The 13,575-nt window shown below is 70.4% G+C and carries 17 protein-coding genes and 1 pseudogene; 14 read left to right on the top strand and 4 right to left on the bottom strand.

The features are described from left to right. Window positions 1–89: 89 nt before the first annotated feature. The 4 genes from ACI2LP_RS03900 to ACI2LP_RS03885 all read right to left on the bottom strand — a co-directional run bounded on the left by ACI2LP_RS03900 (window position 90) and on the right by ACI2LP_RS03885 (window position 3,755). Entirely contained in the window at window positions 90–1,478 is a 1,389-nt protein-coding gene (locus tag ACI2LP_RS03900) for an ATP-binding protein (RefSeq protein WP_404722932.1), read from the bottom strand. Window positions 1,479–1,511: 33 nt separating this feature from the next. Further along, window positions 1,512–2,192, bottom strand: coding sequence for a hypothetical protein (locus ACI2LP_RS03895; protein WP_404722931.1), 681 nt, complete (start codon window positions 2,190–2,192; stop codon window positions 1,512–1,514). Continuing rightward, window positions 2,192–2,506 carry a DUF6112 family protein gene (locus tag ACI2LP_RS03890; protein WP_404723053.1) on the bottom strand — a complete coding sequence of 105 codons (315 nt, stop codon included), beginning with the start codon at window positions 2,504–2,506 and terminating at the stop codon, window positions 2,192–2,194. Before ACI2LP_RS03890 ends, ACI2LP_RS03895 begins: the two co-directional genes overlap by 1 nt. A gap of 130 nt (window positions 2,507–2,636) precedes the next feature. Next, window positions 2,637–3,755 carry a C40 family peptidase gene (locus ACI2LP_RS03885; protein WP_404722930.1) on the bottom strand — a complete coding sequence of 373 codons (1,119 nt, stop codon included), beginning with the start codon at window positions 3,753–3,755 and terminating at the stop codon, window positions 2,637–2,639. 519 nt (window positions 3,756–4,274) lie between these two features. On the opposite strand from ACI2LP_RS03885, the gene ACI2LP_RS03880 reads away from it, so the two are divergent. The 14 genes and pseudogenes from ACI2LP_RS03880 to ACI2LP_RS03815 all read left to right on the top strand — a co-directional run. Next, window positions 4,275–5,030: a DNA-methyltransferase gene (locus ACI2LP_RS03880; RefSeq protein WP_404723052.1), complete on the top strand. Its 756-nt coding sequence runs from the start codon at window positions 4,275–4,277 to the stop codon at window positions 5,028–5,030. Between the two features lie 195 nt (window positions 5,031–5,225). Next, window positions 5,226–5,837 carry a DUF4913 domain-containing protein gene (locus ACI2LP_RS03875; RefSeq protein WP_404723051.1) on the top strand — a complete coding sequence of 204 codons (612 nt, stop codon included), beginning with the start codon at window positions 5,226–5,228 and terminating at the stop codon, window positions 5,835–5,837. Further along, window positions 5,834–6,319 (top strand): hypothetical protein, encoded by a 486-nt coding sequence (locus ACI2LP_RS03870; protein ID WP_404722929.1) that lies wholly within the window; start codon window positions 5,834–5,836, stop codon window positions 6,317–6,319. Before ACI2LP_RS03875 ends, ACI2LP_RS03870 begins: the two co-directional genes overlap by 4 nt. Beyond that, window positions 6,316–6,945 (top strand): DUF3631 domain-containing protein, encoded by a 630-nt coding sequence (locus tag ACI2LP_RS03865; RefSeq protein ID WP_404722928.1) that lies wholly within the window; start codon window positions 6,316–6,318, stop codon window positions 6,943–6,945. The genes ACI2LP_RS03870 and ACI2LP_RS03865 overlap by 4 nt, the downstream gene beginning before the upstream one ends. Continuing rightward, the gene (locus ACI2LP_RS03860; protein WP_404723050.1) at window positions 6,933–7,409 is read left to right on the top strand and encodes a GNAT family N-acetyltransferase; all 477 of its coding nucleotides are present in this window, start codon (window positions 6,933–6,935) and stop codon (window positions 7,407–7,409) included. Before ACI2LP_RS03865 ends, ACI2LP_RS03860 begins: the two co-directional genes overlap by 13 nt. A gap of 36 nt (window positions 7,410–7,445) precedes the next feature. Continuing rightward, complete coding sequence (locus tag ACI2LP_RS03855) at window positions 7,446–8,138, top strand: hypothetical protein (protein WP_404722927.1); 693 nt, start codon at window positions 7,446–7,448, stop codon at window positions 8,136–8,138. Window positions 8,139–8,205: 67 nt separating this feature from the next. Further along, window positions 8,206–8,931: a hypothetical protein gene (locus ACI2LP_RS03850; RefSeq protein WP_404722926.1), complete on the top strand. Its 726-nt coding sequence runs from the start codon at window positions 8,206–8,208 to the stop codon at window positions 8,929–8,931. A 212-nt stretch (window positions 8,932–9,143) separates the two neighbouring features. Continuing rightward, window positions 9,144–9,491 (top strand): SH3 domain-containing protein, encoded by a 348-nt coding sequence (locus ACI2LP_RS03845; RefSeq protein WP_404722925.1) that lies wholly within the window; start codon window positions 9,144–9,146, stop codon window positions 9,489–9,491. Window positions 9,492–9,608: 117 nt separating this feature from the next. Continuing rightward, window positions 9,609–10,055, top strand: a complete 447-nt coding sequence (locus ACI2LP_RS03840) for a hypothetical protein (RefSeq protein ID WP_404722924.1) — start codon at window positions 9,609–9,611, stop codon at window positions 10,053–10,055. A gap of 4 nt (window positions 10,056–10,059) precedes the next feature. After that, complete coding sequence (locus ACI2LP_RS03835) at window positions 10,060–10,515, top strand: hypothetical protein (RefSeq protein WP_404722923.1); 456 nt, start codon at window positions 10,060–10,062, stop codon at window positions 10,513–10,515. Between the two features lie 11 nt (window positions 10,516–10,526). Next, window positions 10,527–10,931 (top strand): hypothetical protein, encoded by a 405-nt coding sequence (locus tag ACI2LP_RS03830; RefSeq protein WP_404722922.1) that lies wholly within the window; start codon window positions 10,527–10,529, stop codon window positions 10,929–10,931. A gap of 35 nt (window positions 10,932–10,966) precedes the next feature. After that, window positions 10,967–11,863, top strand: a complete 897-nt coding sequence (locus tag ACI2LP_RS03825) for a winged helix-turn-helix transcriptional regulator (protein WP_404722921.1) — start codon at window positions 10,967–10,969, stop codon at window positions 11,861–11,863. Further along, a complete protein-coding gene (locus ACI2LP_RS03820) occupies window positions 11,860–12,450 on the top strand; it encodes a regulator (protein WP_404722920.1) in 591 nt (196 codons plus the stop codon). Before ACI2LP_RS03825 ends, ACI2LP_RS03820 begins: the two co-directional genes overlap by 4 nt. Continuing rightward, a pseudogene (locus ACI2LP_RS03815) lies at window positions 12,447–13,531 on the top strand (MFS transporter); the annotation flags it as partial. The gene ACI2LP_RS03820 and the pseudogene ACI2LP_RS03815, both read left to right, overlap by 4 nt. Between the last annotated feature and the right edge of the window lie 44 nt (window positions 13,532–13,575).

The raw sequence follows: 13,575 nt of genomic DNA, 5'->3' as shown, positions 1-13,575 counted from the left end.
GAGGCCGTTCCGAGAAAGCGCGGGGCGGTGGCCGGGGCGGAACACACATCGGGTGGCGCGGTGTGTCCCGCCTCGGTGTCGGGGATGGGTCAGATGCCGGTCGGCGGAGGCGGCGCAGCGCCGGGCCCGCTCGACGCGTCGGCGGAGTTTGCGGCCGGCGGAGCGCCCTGTGGCGGAGGCGTAGAGGCGCTGGCCGGAGCCTGTGACATCCAACCGCCGCCCCCCTGAGCAGCCGGGGATCCGTGACCGGATCCACCCTGGCCGGGGGCACCGCCGAACTGGCCGCCCGTGTCGTCAGACGCGCTGGTCGGCGGGGGCTGCACGGCCTTCTCCAGACCGTTCTTGAGCGCGTCACCGCCGGGCGAGACACCCGTGCCACCTTGCTGTCCGCCCTGGTCGTCGCCACCGCTTGTGGGGTTGGCTGCAATGTCGCCGGGGAACTGGCCGGGGACGGAGGAGGGGCCTTGTGGTGCTGCGCCTGCTCCGGCTGCCGCGCCGCCGGTTCCGGCGGTGGCGGCCATGGCAGCGGCCTTGCGGCCGGCGCGTTCGGCATGCTGCTTGGCGAGCTGGGCGCCTGCGCCGCCGGCGCGGTGGATGTCCTCGCCGTTGGTGCCCTCGGACGCCCAGTGCACGAACTTGAACGTCGCGTAGGGGCACAGCAGGACCAGGATCATGATGACGATGCCGGACATGACGTCGGCCAGGGCGGCGATTCCGTCCTTCGATTCGGTCTTGCCCATGGCGGAGATGCCGAGGAGGAACACGATCGTCATCAGCAGCTTGGAGACCACGAGTGTGGCGGTGGCTTCGATCCAGCCCCTGCGCCAGCGGCGGGCGACTTCCCAGCCGCCGCCGGCTCCCGCGAAGACGGCCAGGGTGACGAGGACGAGGATGCCGACCTTGCGGACCATCATCACGCACCAGTACAGGAAGGTGCCGATTGCGGCTCCCAGGGCGGTGATGGCCGGGACCATCCAACCCAGTCCGGACATGGCGCCGATCTGGCTGACCTTGACGATGCGGCGGACCGCGTCGTCGACGCTGCTGTTCGCGGCCTTGAACAAGCCGTCGCTCAAGGCGTCGACGACTTCGATGGCCACGGTGGTCAGGGCGATGGCCGAGAAGGAGAACAGGACGCCCATGGCGGTGCCGGTGAATGCCTGGGTCAGGGACTGTCCGTCGCGTTTGATGGCGGCCCGGATGAGCTGGGCGCAGAAGGTCGCCACGAGTACGACCAGGCCGATCGGCAGCAGCAGCTCGTAGTTGTCGCGGAACCAGCCGGCGTTGAGGTCTACCGTGGTGGTGGCGTTGACGGCCTTGGCGGCGAGATCGGCTGCGGCGGCGGCGAGTTCGCCGCTGCTCTTGGCGATCCAGTTGCCGATGCCGTCGGTGATGGCTTTGCCGGGGTCGGCGACGAAGTCGATCGCGTCGGCGGCGTCACAGAGCTGGCCCGCGACGGGTATGGAGCAGAAGTCCACTGGAGGGCTTCCTCCTTTCGGTCAGTGGGGGCATCAGGGCGCGACGCGGGGGGCGATGGCGACGAGGGCGCAGTCGTGGGAGGGCCGGCACTGGACGGCGAGGGTGACCGACCGGTTCTCAGCGCCTCCGCCTCCGCCCTTCCAGGCGATCTGTTGCTTGCCGGTGACGGTGACGGCGTAGATGTACGCCTTGGTCAGCGCGGCCGGGTCCTCTGCCAGTGCCTGCTTGAACGCACTGGGGTAGTGGGCCTCGGTGATCGTCGCGGTGGCGTGCTGGGCGTTGTCCCCCATTCGTGACCACAGCACCGGATCCGGCACCTGCGCGGTGATGGAGGTCCAGTCGGTGTACTTGGTCTCGCGCGTCATCCACGCGTTCATCCCGGCGAGCTGCTGGTCGCGGGTGGTGGCGCGGGTGTCGTAGGACCACAGCATCAGCGCGGCAGCCTTGGCGTGCGCGAGCGGTTCGCTGATCTGCGGCGGCTTCGGCACCGACCCGGTGCCGGCCGACGGCTTCGGCGCGGACTCGGAAGGCGACGGGCTAGCTGTGCTGGTGGAGCGGCGGGCGTCGTCCTGCTGCTCGCCGCGGCCAGTGAACCAGGCGGCGAACCCGGCGACGGCGAGCAGCGCGGTGATGACGATGGCGACGATGGCGATCCGCCGGTTCGCCGACCGCCCGGCGCCATAGCTGTGGAGCGGGGAGAGGGATCGTTTCATCACTTGATCTGCGTCCCCAGCGCGGAGAAGAACGCGACGATGCCGTTTGCGGCGCCGAGGCCGAGTGCGGCGCCCGCGGCGACGACGGCGCCCTTCTTGCCGTTGGCCTCGGCCTGGTGGCCACCGGTGTGGTGGCCCCAGGCCCAGACACCGAGGGAGACGGCCAGCGCACCGACGACAGCCACGATGCCGAACAGGTTGATGCTGCTTACGACGTTCTTCAGGACGGACAGGCCCGGCAGGCCGCCCTCCTTGGGCGTGACGCCGGGGTCGTAAGCGAGGTAGATGACGCGGTCTGCGAGAGACATGGGTATGGCGGAACTCCTTGCATACGCGGGCTGGTTGGGGCCTGCAGATAAATGGGAGAAGAAGGGGAGAGCGGCGCTCGCGGCGCTCAGAGACGCCAGTCAGGGATGGCCCGGAGGCCGGGCGACGGGTGCGGCGTCAGACGACGCGGCGGGCGGCGAGGATGTCCCAGTCCTTGATCGGCTCGATCCGGACGGGCTTGCCGGTGCGCGGCGCGTTGATCACCAGACCTGCACCCATGTACATGCCGACGTGTTCGGGCACGGCCGCCGTGCCGCGGGTGAACAGCAGGTCACCGGGCTTCAGGGCCTTCGGTGAGACGGCCTTGCCCTCGCCCACCTGCGTGTACGTGGTGCGGGTCAGCTTCACCTTGGCGGCGGCGTACGCCTGCTGCATCAGCGAGCTGCAGTCGCAGCGGCCCATCGGGTCTGGCCCGTGGGAGTTGAAGCAGGTGCCACCCCACTGGTAGGGGGTGCCGAGCTGGTGCATCGCCCAGTCGATGGCGGTGCGGACCTGCGGCGGAGCGTCCTTGGGGATCTCGTAACCCTTGGGCACGGAGCCATCTGGGATGAGGCCGTAGCCGGAGCCGTCCTCGCCAGGTGTGCATCCGCCTCCGGCCGGCTCGTCCTTGTTCTGGTCGGCATTGTCCTTCCCGTCATTCGGCAGGGACTTGGCGATGGCCTGCTGCAGTGCCTTCGACAGGCCCTCCCACTGCGCATACGCGTCGGGATAGCCCGAGCGCTGCACGGCCTGGGCGGCCTGGGTGACGGTCATCTGCTGCCAGCCGTTCACGTCCAGCAGGGCCTTGTAGAACTTGGTGCTCGCGTAGACCGGGTCACGGAGCTGCTCCGGGGTGCCCCAGCCATGGCTGGGGCGCTGCTGGAACAAGCCCAGGCTGTCCCGGTCGCCGTAGTTGAGGTTGCGCAGGCGGGATTCCTGCATGGCGGTCGCCAGTGCGACGACCTGCCCGCGTTCGGGGATCTTCAGGGAGATACCGGTGGCGACGATGGTCTTGGCATGGGGGATCTGCTCGGCCGGCAGGTCCAGCCCCTCGATGCGGATGTCCCTATTCGAGTCCTTGCCGCCGAGGATCGCGGCGACCTGCTTGGCGACGGCGTCGGTGTCGACGTCCGCGCCCGTGGCACAGGAGGCGCTTTGGGAGGCGGCACCGCTTCCGGCCGCGGCCATCGCGGCGGTGCCGGCGAGGAGGAGAGGGGAGAGGCAGAAGACGCCGATGGCGGCGGCTAGGCCCTTCAATCCTCGCCGCCTCCCGGTAGGCGGCGGTTGGTCGTCGGCCGGTTTTCAGGCAGGGGAGGGTAGGGGTGCGTCACAGCGGTGTGTCCTTGGAAGTGAAGCCCGGCCGCGCGGTGCGAGGTGAGAAGGGCGCTGCGGCCGGGTGAAGGTGATCGGGTGCCTCGGAGCGGGGCGAGATGCCTCTCGCACCCACAGCGGGCGTCGGGTCAGGTGTGCCGGGACAGAGGGGAACCTCCACGGGGGCATGAGCGGGGGAAGGGCCATCGGCGGTGTTCGCCGGGCAGTTCCAAAACAGTAAGAGGCGATCCCCGGTTGACCTAAAAATTGGTGATCAAGGCTTGATTCCGGGGGTTTTGGCGGCGACACCGCTCAACCGGGGATCGTGCCCTACAGTTTTGGTTCCTCCCCCCCCGCCTTATGGCCTGCGGGCTTCGTTATGCCGCGCATTCGGCCGACGGGGATCACGTGCGTAAGCCGGAGGGCTTCTTCCCCTCATCTCCCGACCTGAATTGGGGCACCCCTTTGCCTTTTTCCCTCCACCAGGGCGACGCGCTGAGCGTCCTCGCCGAACTGCCGGACGACTGCGTCGACTCCGTCATCACCGACCCGCCGTACAACTCGGGTGGTCGTACCGCGAAGGAGCGCACGAGTCGCAGCGCGCGGCAGAAGTACACCTCCGCCGACGCCGGCCACGATCTGCCGGACTTCACGGGCGAGAACATGGACCAGCGCTCTTACGGGTTCTGGCTGACCCAGACCATGACCGAAGCCCACCGCCTGACCAAGGTGGGTGGCACGGCGCTGCTGTTCACCGACTGGCGTCAGCTGCCGGTCACGACGGATGCGATCCAGGCCGCCGGCTGGTTGTGGCGCGGTGTGCTGGCCTGGCACAAGCCGCAGGCCAGGCCGCAGAAGGGGCGTTTCACACAGAACTGCGAGTTCATTGTCTGGGCGTCCAACGGGCAGATCGACGGCTCCCGTAACCCGGTCTACCTGCCGGGCCTGTACTCGGCTTCGCAGCCCTCGGGCAAGAACCGGCAGCACATCACGCAGAAGCCCGTCGAAGTGATGCGCGAGCTGGTGAAGATCAGCCCGGACGGCGGCACAGTGCTCGACTTCTGCGCTGGCTCCGGATCGACAGGCGTGGCGAGCTTGCTGGAGTGCCGGGACTTCATCGGCGTCGAGAAGACCAAGCACTACGCGGAGATCGCCGCCGACCGCCTCACCGAGACGGTCCAACAGACCCTCTCGCAGGACGATTTCGTCCTGTCCGCCTGATACCTCTGCCGGGCGTCCGGAGCGGGCTGAATGCCCGCCCCTGCCCGGTGCCGGAGGCGTTATAGCAGGCAATCCCCGGTTAGTGAAACCGGCGATTGTCCGGATCGTTGAAGCCGCATTTCCTCAACTCACAGGCTGCGGCTGCAAGGAGACCCATTCGTGCCTGAATCCATAGACCCTCGCGACGACGGGGAAATGGACCCGATCCGTCTGCCGGATACCGGTCTGGAAAGCATCGAGGCGAGTGTCCGGAAGCTGCTGGACCAGTCGGCCGAGCAGGCCAGGCAGCTCGACAGCCTGTCCGCCGCGCCCGCGCTGTCGCCCTTTCCCGGCTTCCCGATGCCGGGGCTGCCCGGCATGCCGCCTCAGCCCATGCCGACGGAGCCGCGGCCCATCCTGGAACTGGAGGGCGAGGAATACGAGAACGAGTTGGACACCCTCACCGACTGGGTGGACGACTTCCTCATGGAGACCTACGGGGCGGAGGTCACCACCGCGGCGCCCTGGTGCGAGCAGTGGCAGGAACACGACGACGTCGTCGCCTGGCTGCACGCCCTGTGGATGGCCTACCAGCAGCACAAGGACCCCGAGGCCGGCCTGTCCGGCTTGTTCGTGTGGCACCGGGACTTCCTCACCCACGCCATGGCCACGGTCCGCGCCCCGGGCGGTCCGCTGTCCGCGTGCATGACCTCCCCGGACCGGCCCTCCCACCGCCTGCTGCCCGGACCGAAGCCCTCCACCCGCTCCTCGAACACCGAACCGCAGGAGCCGGAAGAGCCCGAGGAGCCGGGCGAGGCCACGGAGTGAGCGGTCAGGAGCACCGCCCGGCCTTCGGCCTCAGCTTCGATGCCCGCGCTCTGACCGACCTGCTCCAGGCTCCCGGCGATATCCGTGACCTGGCTCTTGCCCAGCTCCAGGACGTCGTCAACGCGCAGTTGTTCGGCAGCAAGCTGACCGGCGACCTCTCCGGTCTCCGCAAGCTGTATGTCGACTCGCGCAACGCCTGGCGCGTCGTCTACGCCCAGCGCCCGGCCCCGGCGAACTCCACCCACACCACCGAGATCCACGTGGTGGCCGTACGCGAGCGCGCCCGCAACGACGTCTACGACACGGTCGCCGCACGCCTGGGCATGAACCGCCGCCCCGTCAGCGCCCTCACTCACGCCGCCCGCGCCCGCTCCCCGCAACTGGCCACCCAGCGCCCCATCCCCAAACCGGGCCCGCCCTACGCGATGCCCGGCCTGCCCCAACCCGCACTGTCCCCGAACCCGAAGGGCCCCGTTCGTTGACGACGACGTTCCCCACCCTCCTCGACTCGCTCGCCGCCACGTTGCTGGAGACCGAGCCACCGAAGGAGAGCCCCCACCACCGTGCGCTGCTGGACACCTTCCTCGAGATTCAGCATCTCGACCAGCAGCTCCTGGACCTCTCCAGTCCTGACTGTGCCGTGGGTGCCAGCGCTGGCGAGCAGCTGGAGCAGCTCACCGACCTCCTCGTCGAACGCCTCGCCGCCGGACACGTACTGGCCCGGCTGCTGTCCACGGAGTGCTGCTGCGCCGCCAGTGCCGCCAGTGCCGCCGAGGACGCGACCGACGAGGCCGAGGACGACGACTTCCTGTCCTGCCCGAGCGAGCCTCCACAGCCGGCCGGCGTCGTGCACGCCTGCCTTCGGGTCTTCGACGCCGCCGGTGACCCGGACGCCATGTCCTCCGCCGACCTGGTCACGTGTCTGCGCGACCTGCCGGGGGTGGCCGAGAGCCGCTGGCGCTACGCCGACCTCACCCAGGCCCGCCTCGCCCAACTCCTGGCCCCCTACGAGGTCTCCACCCGCGACGTCACCCTGCCCGACGGGCGCCGGCGCAAGTCCTACCGGCGCGGCGCGCTGCTCGCAGCCGTGCCGGCCTGCCCCTGCTGAACCACCCCGTCCTTGCCGGTACACGCCGGGCAACCGAGGCCGACTGGAACCTCATCGACGCCTTCCACCGGCGCTGCTCGCGGGACAACCTGCTGCGCCGCTGGGGCCGCACGCACATCACCCGCCGCGACTTCTCCCGTCTCCTGGCCCACGGAGACTGCTGGATCGCGCCGGGCGTCGGCGACGGCCCCGTCGCTCTGGCGTCCGCCGGTCCCCTCAGCCGCGAGGCGGGCGTTGTCGACCTCGGCCTGCAGGTCGCCGACGCCCACCAGCGACGCGGCATCGGCACCGCCCTGGCCCGGCACGTCGCCGAGCACGCCCGCGCACGCGGTGCCCACACCCTGTCCGCGTACATCCAGGCGTCGAACATGCCGATGCTCCGGCTCCTGCGCCGCCTCGGTCCCACCCGGCACACGCGCGACGGCACCCACCTCGATGTCTGCGTCGCCCTGGCCACGGGATGACCGCCGTAACACCACCCCAAGGAGCTGCTCTTCTCCATGTCCTCCACACCTGCCCCGGCGAAGAAGGCGCTGACGGCACTCGATCACCGCATCGAGGCGGCCGTGGGACACAGCGTCGAGACGCTGTGGGAGCACCGCGACCGGGACCTGCTCGACGAGCCGCGCGCCCGCCTGGTCGATGCCCACCGCGACCTCGCGAAGGCGGAGACGTCCCTGACGTTCTACCGCGTCCTGCTCCAGCGCCTCGGCTCCGGCGAGTTCCCCGTCGACCAGGCGCTGTTCGCACGTATCGACCGGACCGTTTCCCAGATGAAACAGGCGGCGGCCATCCGCGACGAACACCAGGAGAAGGTCCTGGCCGCACTGGAGCCCATCGAGACCGCCGCCCGCACGCAGCCCCCGGACGAGGGCCGGGAGTTGTCCGCACCGCAGTTCGCCGCGCTGCTGGCCATCGCCCAGGGCGCCAAGCTCCACGAGCACCTCCTCACGGGGCGGCTGTCGGTCGTCACCGCCTCCGGCACCCGCGTCGCCTACAGCCAACTCCAGCGCCTGGAAGAGGCCGGCCTGCTGGTGCGCGACACCTCCCACCCGGTCCACGCCGGTCAGCCCGTCGCCCTCACTGACGCCGGCCGCACCACCCTCGCCGGTTCGCGCCGCACCAGCGTGGCAGCTGCCGCCCCCGCGCAGCGGGCCGGAGCCTGGCCCGCCCCGGCACGCTCCCGCCGCTGACCCGAGGCGCCAACGCCGCCCCCGATCAACGCCGTTCGCCGTTCGCTGTTCCGACCCGAGAGCCTTTATGCCCCAAGCCGAACCAGATTTCCGTCTCGATGGATACGAGGCCGTCAACGACCGTGTGGAGGAGACGTTCTGGCAGCACATCGCGAGCGGGCAGGACATGCTCACGGTGCTGGCTGAACACCACACGGAAGGTGACCAGCACAGCTTCTACGTCCTCCACGACAGGGCTGTGACCTGGGGCATCCCCGGCGAGCCCCAGCTCGCCGCCCTGCACCTGCAACGCGACTGCGCCGCGCGCACGTTCCGTTTCCAGCACGAGATGCTGCCGCTGCCGGCCATGGCCCAGTCCTGGCTGATCGCCCGCGGTTGTCCCAAGGACGCCATCCGCCTGCTGCCGGGCATGGGCACCGCTGCGGCGGACGACGCCACCAGGGCTCTCGAAGAGCGCTTGATGAGCGACGGCGACCACTTCGCCCTCCTCACCAGCTACACCGACGACACGTCGGCGAAGCCGGAGACCACGGTGCTCCTGCGAGCAACCGGCGAGCGGGCACCGCTGCCGTTCCGGGTGCTCCTGGAGGAAGTCGACACCGACGCGTGGACGCACACCCTGCGGGAATGCGGCTTCGCCACCTTCGAGGCCGCCACCGAGTGGTGGGAGAACCGGTGGTCGGGCCAGGACATTGCGTTGCCGACCACGCCACCACCCACGCGCCGCAGCCCCCTGCCCGCCGCGCCAGCGCGCCCCGCTCCTGGCGTACCGCCGCGAGGCCGAGTCCGTTGAATTTCCACCGCGGCACGCACCTCACGGCTTCCCAGACCCCGTTCCCCGGTCTCGATGCAGACGCTCGGATACGCACGGCGGCCGGAACATAGCAGGCAATCCCCGGTTAGCGAAACCGGGGATTCTCCGGACTCTTGAATTCGGCCCGCACGGCAACTGCGCGGGCCCTCTTTCCGCATTCCCACCCTCATTGGCTTGGAGGCCAATTCTTCATGCGCTCCTCCCGTATCGCCGTATCCGCCGCCGTACTCGGCGCACTCGCCCTGCCGCTCATCTCCGCCACCACGGCCAACGCCGCACCCGCTGCTGCGTCGGCCGCCGCCCCGGCCGTCCGCGACTGCGACCGGCCCGGACCGTGGGTGATCGGCACGAAGGCCGTAACCATCCGCTCCAAGGCGACCACCAAGTCCACCGCCGTCGGCGTCCTTTACAACGGCCACAAGTTCACCGTCCACAAGACCAGCGGTAACTGGCACTACATCACCGACAAGACCACCGGCGTAAAGGGCTGGGTGTCCGGCACTTACGTCTACCGCGACGTGCGTATGTGCCTCGACTGACCTCCTCACCAGCCCGCAGCACGCCCGCCAAGGGCTGAATTCGGCACGTGGGGGCGGGGATTCTTCCCCGCCCCCCGGCAGCCCAATTTCCAGGAATCTCACCGAGAGGAGTTCGCTGTGCCCGACGGCGTCGACGACGTGATGGGCGTCATCACCGAGCAGTTCGAGGCCCGCTTTCAGATGAGCCTTCCCGAACTGCGCCAGGCTGTGGCCGCTGAACCGCAGGCCAACCGCGAGGCCACGGAGGTCGTCCACTGGCACGGCCTCCTCGTCGAGGCACAGAGGGCGCTGGAGAAGGCCGAGGACGACCTCGTCGGCGTGCTCAGCACGGAACCTGGCGAACTCGACGACCCCGCGATGGATCTCGCCCACCAGGTGAACTCGGCGGTCAGTGTCCGCGACGGGCGGGCCATGGTCGTCCGCTTCCTCCTCGACCGGAACGCCCCCGGCAAGCGTGGCCCCGGAGCCTGGCGCGGAGCATCCCCGGCTGCCAGCCGGGGGCCTGCCCTCCAGACCAGCCCGCAGCACGCCCCGTCGCTCCGGCGGCTTCGGTCAGGGGTGTGACGCGGTGAGCGTGACCGCGAAGCCCACCAGCAAGGACGCCGCACTCGAAGAAGCCTTCGGTGCCCCGGTCCCCCAGCTGTATGCCGCCGCGACAGCCGGAACGGCTTCGCCGGCTCTACAGCGGGCTCTGCACCTGCGTTCCTTCCTGGCCGTGGCCGAAGAACAGGTCGCCGTCGTGCGCGAGACCATCCACCAGGCCACGTCCACTGACCGCGACCTGAGCGAACTGTCGGCGGAGGCCATGGGCTTCGACGCCCAGTGGCTGGAAGCGGCGCTCGACGCCCGCGACAGCTACACCGCCGCTTTGGGCGAGCTGCTGCGGACCATGCCCCCGCCCGGCCCGGCGACCGCCCGGCCAGTGCAGTTTGCCCAGCCGCAGATCACCACCGCCCGGCCTCCCGCTGCCCCCGTCGCCCCGGCACCCGCGCGTGCCGGGGCGGCGCTGGCCCGCCGACCGTGAAAGCCCGCTGATTGCCCCACACCACGTCCACCACGATCGCCGAGCGCATCGAGGCCCTGTACGGCCGGCCACTCGCCGAACTCGACGCCCTCGCTGACTCCCACCCCCGCGGCAGCATGCTGGCCGCCCTCCTCGGCAGCCACAGCGACCTGCAGTTCGCCGAGCGGAACATCGACTTCCAGCTTCAGCGACTACGGCAACTGACCGACCAGGAACGCACGATCGGCCCGTACGACGCCGGTCACATCTTCGACTGCGCCCGCCGCATCGCCGAATCCGTCGCCGTCCGAGACGCCCACACCAAGGGTGTGAGCGCGGTCCTGCAGAGCCTGCACCGCGTCCCCGCCCCCGGCGTCCAGCGCCTGGCGCCGGCCCCGCCCGCCGTACCGGCTCCCGCCGCCGCCCGTACGCGCTGACCCGCCTGCCAGCCCCCTGTTCAGGAGTTTCCCCTTTGGCCACCACCGGTCTGCCCCGCACCACCCTCACCGACCTGTCGCGCGTCACCGAGTCCCTGGAGATGATCACCCCGCGCTGGAGCGTGTGGGTGCTGATGACGCTCTCGGCCAAGCCGCTGCGATACGCCGAGATCAAGCCCAAGCTGCCGTGGCTGGCCGACGGGCAGCTCCACCCCAGGCTCCGCAAGCTCACCGACGCCGGCCTCGTCGAGCGCACCGAGTACGCGCCCCGGCACGTCACTTACGGGCTCACCGCCCGCGGCGCCGACCTGATGCCGGTCCTGACCGTGATCGCCGCCTGGGGCAACACGCACCTGGAGAAGGACCTCGTCGTCGACAAGACCACCGGCAAGGAGAAGCCCGAGCGCATCCCGCCGGCGCAGAACATCGAGGACACCCTCACACTGCTCACCCCCCGCCACGCCACGCCGATCCTGTGGGCACTGCAGGCCCGCGGTGCCACCAGCGCCAAGTCCCTGGCCGCCGTGGCGATGCCGGACTCGGGCCTGAGCGCCGTCTATCCACCCCTGCGGCAACTGGTCGACGACGGCCTCGTCGAAGCAGCCGGGGAAGAGGCAACCTTCCAACTCTCCGAACACGGCCGGGCTCTGGCTCCCATCTACGGGACGGTCTCCGCCTGGGCGGCCGGACGCCCGCTCGCCGAGGCCGCAGCCCACCCGGTGTGGGGGCACACGCCAGCCCCGTCCCAGACCGGGCCGGGCACATGGATCACGAACCAGTCGCGCCTGCCAGCACCCCCGGCCACCGCTCCAGCAGCACCAGCGCTCTCCGCGCAGCCGGCTCCGGCCACGTGGCAGACGGGCGACCTCTTCTCGCACCAGATACCCGCCCGCCCCATCGCCATCTCTCCGGCAGGGGGACACCGCCGATGAACTGCGCCGACACCCTCACCGCAGCGCAGGTCGACCGCGCCATCGCTGTGCTGGCCCATCCGGGGCTCATCCGACTGGTCAGCGAGATCGACGACAACGGCCCCTTCCCGCGCCGCACGCTCGCCCGCACCCTCGCCGACCTCGCCCGCCACCAGGTCCGCCACGCCCTCGTGGCGGGCCGCGACCACGGACTGGTGAAGGCCGGGCAGCACGCCGGGAACCCCTCCTACCTGCTCACCGAGGCCGGGGCCGAGCTGGCCGACGTGTACGACACGGCCGCCCGCTGGGCACGCGCCCACCACTACCCAGCCATTGACAGCGACTTCGTCACCCGCGTCCAGGCCACCCTCGCGCTGCTTTGCCAGGAGCCGGTCCTCGACGCCCTTCCCGATACCAACGATGCGATGGCGACAGCCGTGCAGGAGGCGGTGGACGCCGATCTGCTGCCCACCACCGACGCCGCGTTGGGCCTGCGCCGGCCGTGGGCGGCACTGTCCGTGTGGATCCGGACGAATCCGTCCGTTCTTCCTTCAGCCGGAGACCGGCCAGCCAGCACCGCGACGGCCGATGCGGAGTTCGCTGCGTGAGATCCGGCTCCGAGCCGCGGCATGCCTGCCGTCCGGTCCCCAGTCTGCTGCGCGGCATCTACCTGCCACGCAGCGCCGACGCCGGGGCGTTCGCCATGACGACGTACGGCATCCCCCTTCTGGTGCTCGCCACCACCAACTCCGCGGCCCTGACCGGCGTCGCGTTCGCACTGGCATGGACCCCGCGCCTGGCAGCGTTCGCACTGGCCGGGGGGATGGTCGACCGGGCGTGCTCACCGAGTTCTCGTACATCGCGGCCGAGACCGCGGGCGGCACCGCCAGCCGCAGGGCCGGCGACAGGGCACACCGCGTGCAGTCAGTCCTGCTCGGGATCGACCAGGTCGCCACCCTGGCCGGGCCCGCACTCGCCGGTCTGATGCTCCAATGGATCGGCGCGGCCGGGATGCTGGCCACGATCGCCTGCTTCTCGCTGCTTGGTGCCGTCCTTGCCCCACGGCAGAATCTGGTACGGCATGCCGCCGATCCGATGCCGGTTGTCAAGGGGCTGCGTACCGGATGGGCCACCTTGCGCTCCCTGCCGGCCCTGGCCTGGCTGGTCACCGGGCTCACACTGTCCAACCTGGCGCTCGGTCTGCTCCAGGCCGCCGCACCCGTCATCGTGGTCAAGGAGCTGGGGCACTCCAGCGTGGAGGTGGGCCTCATCTGGTCGGCCGCCGCTGTCGCCTCCCTGCTCGCGGTCGCCGTCTGCCGCAGTGCGATCGACCGGTACGGGCTGTGGCCCGTCGGCGCGGTCTCCGCGACGATCGCCGCCTCCGCGTGCCTGGCCGTCTCCAGCGCCCACAGCTACACCACGTACCTGGTGCTGATCGCCGTCCTCATGGCCGGCGAGGGCGGCATGACCGTGGTCCTGCGAACCCTGCGCTCCCACCTGATCCCCACCGCCGTGTTCGGCAGCACCCTCTCCCTGACCATCCTGCTGCTCCAGCTGCCCTTCCCCCTCGCCGGAGTGCTGGTCGCAGTGACGCCGCCCGACCTGCTCGGTCAGGTCATCACCGCCTGCGCCGTCCTGCAGGCCCTTGGTCTGGCCATCGCCTTCACCCGGCGCGCGCCCACCCCGTCGCCCGTGCGGCCACCGGCTGACCCACCCTCTCTCTTCCGTTGCCC

It is taken from the genome of Streptomyces sp. NPDC019890, from assembly GCF_044903445.1.
GTDB lineage: Bacteria > Actinomycetota > Actinomycetes > Streptomycetales > Streptomycetaceae > Streptomyces.
The sequence above is the reverse complement of the archived record's forward strand: the minus strand, read 5'-3'. Positions and strand labels throughout refer to the sequence as shown.

Bases quoted from the DNA above. Each gene is read 5' to 3' on its own strand.
- ACI2LP_RS03820 (WP_404722920.1), top strand. From the start codon at position 11,860: ATGAACTGCGCCGACACCCTCACCGCAGCGCAGGTCGACCGCGCCATC.
- ACI2LP_RS03895 (WP_404722931.1), bottom strand. From the start codon at position 2,192: ATGAAACGATCCCTCTCCCCGCTCCACAGCTATGGCGCCGGGCGGTCG.
- ACI2LP_RS03875 (WP_404723051.1), top strand. From the start codon at position 5,226: ATGGACCCGATCCGTCTGCCGGATACCGGTCTGGAAAGCATCGAGGCG.
- ACI2LP_RS03855 (WP_404722927.1), top strand. From the start codon at position 7,446: ATGTCCTCCACACCTGCCCCGGCGAAGAAGGCGCTGACGGCACTCGAT.
- ACI2LP_RS03845 (WP_404722925.1), top strand. From the start codon at position 9,144: ATGCGCTCCTCCCGTATCGCCGTATCCGCCGCCGTACTCGGCGCACTC.
- ACI2LP_RS03850 (WP_404722926.1), top strand. From the start codon at position 8,206: ATGCCCCAAGCCGAACCAGATTTCCGTCTCGATGGATACGAGGCCGTC.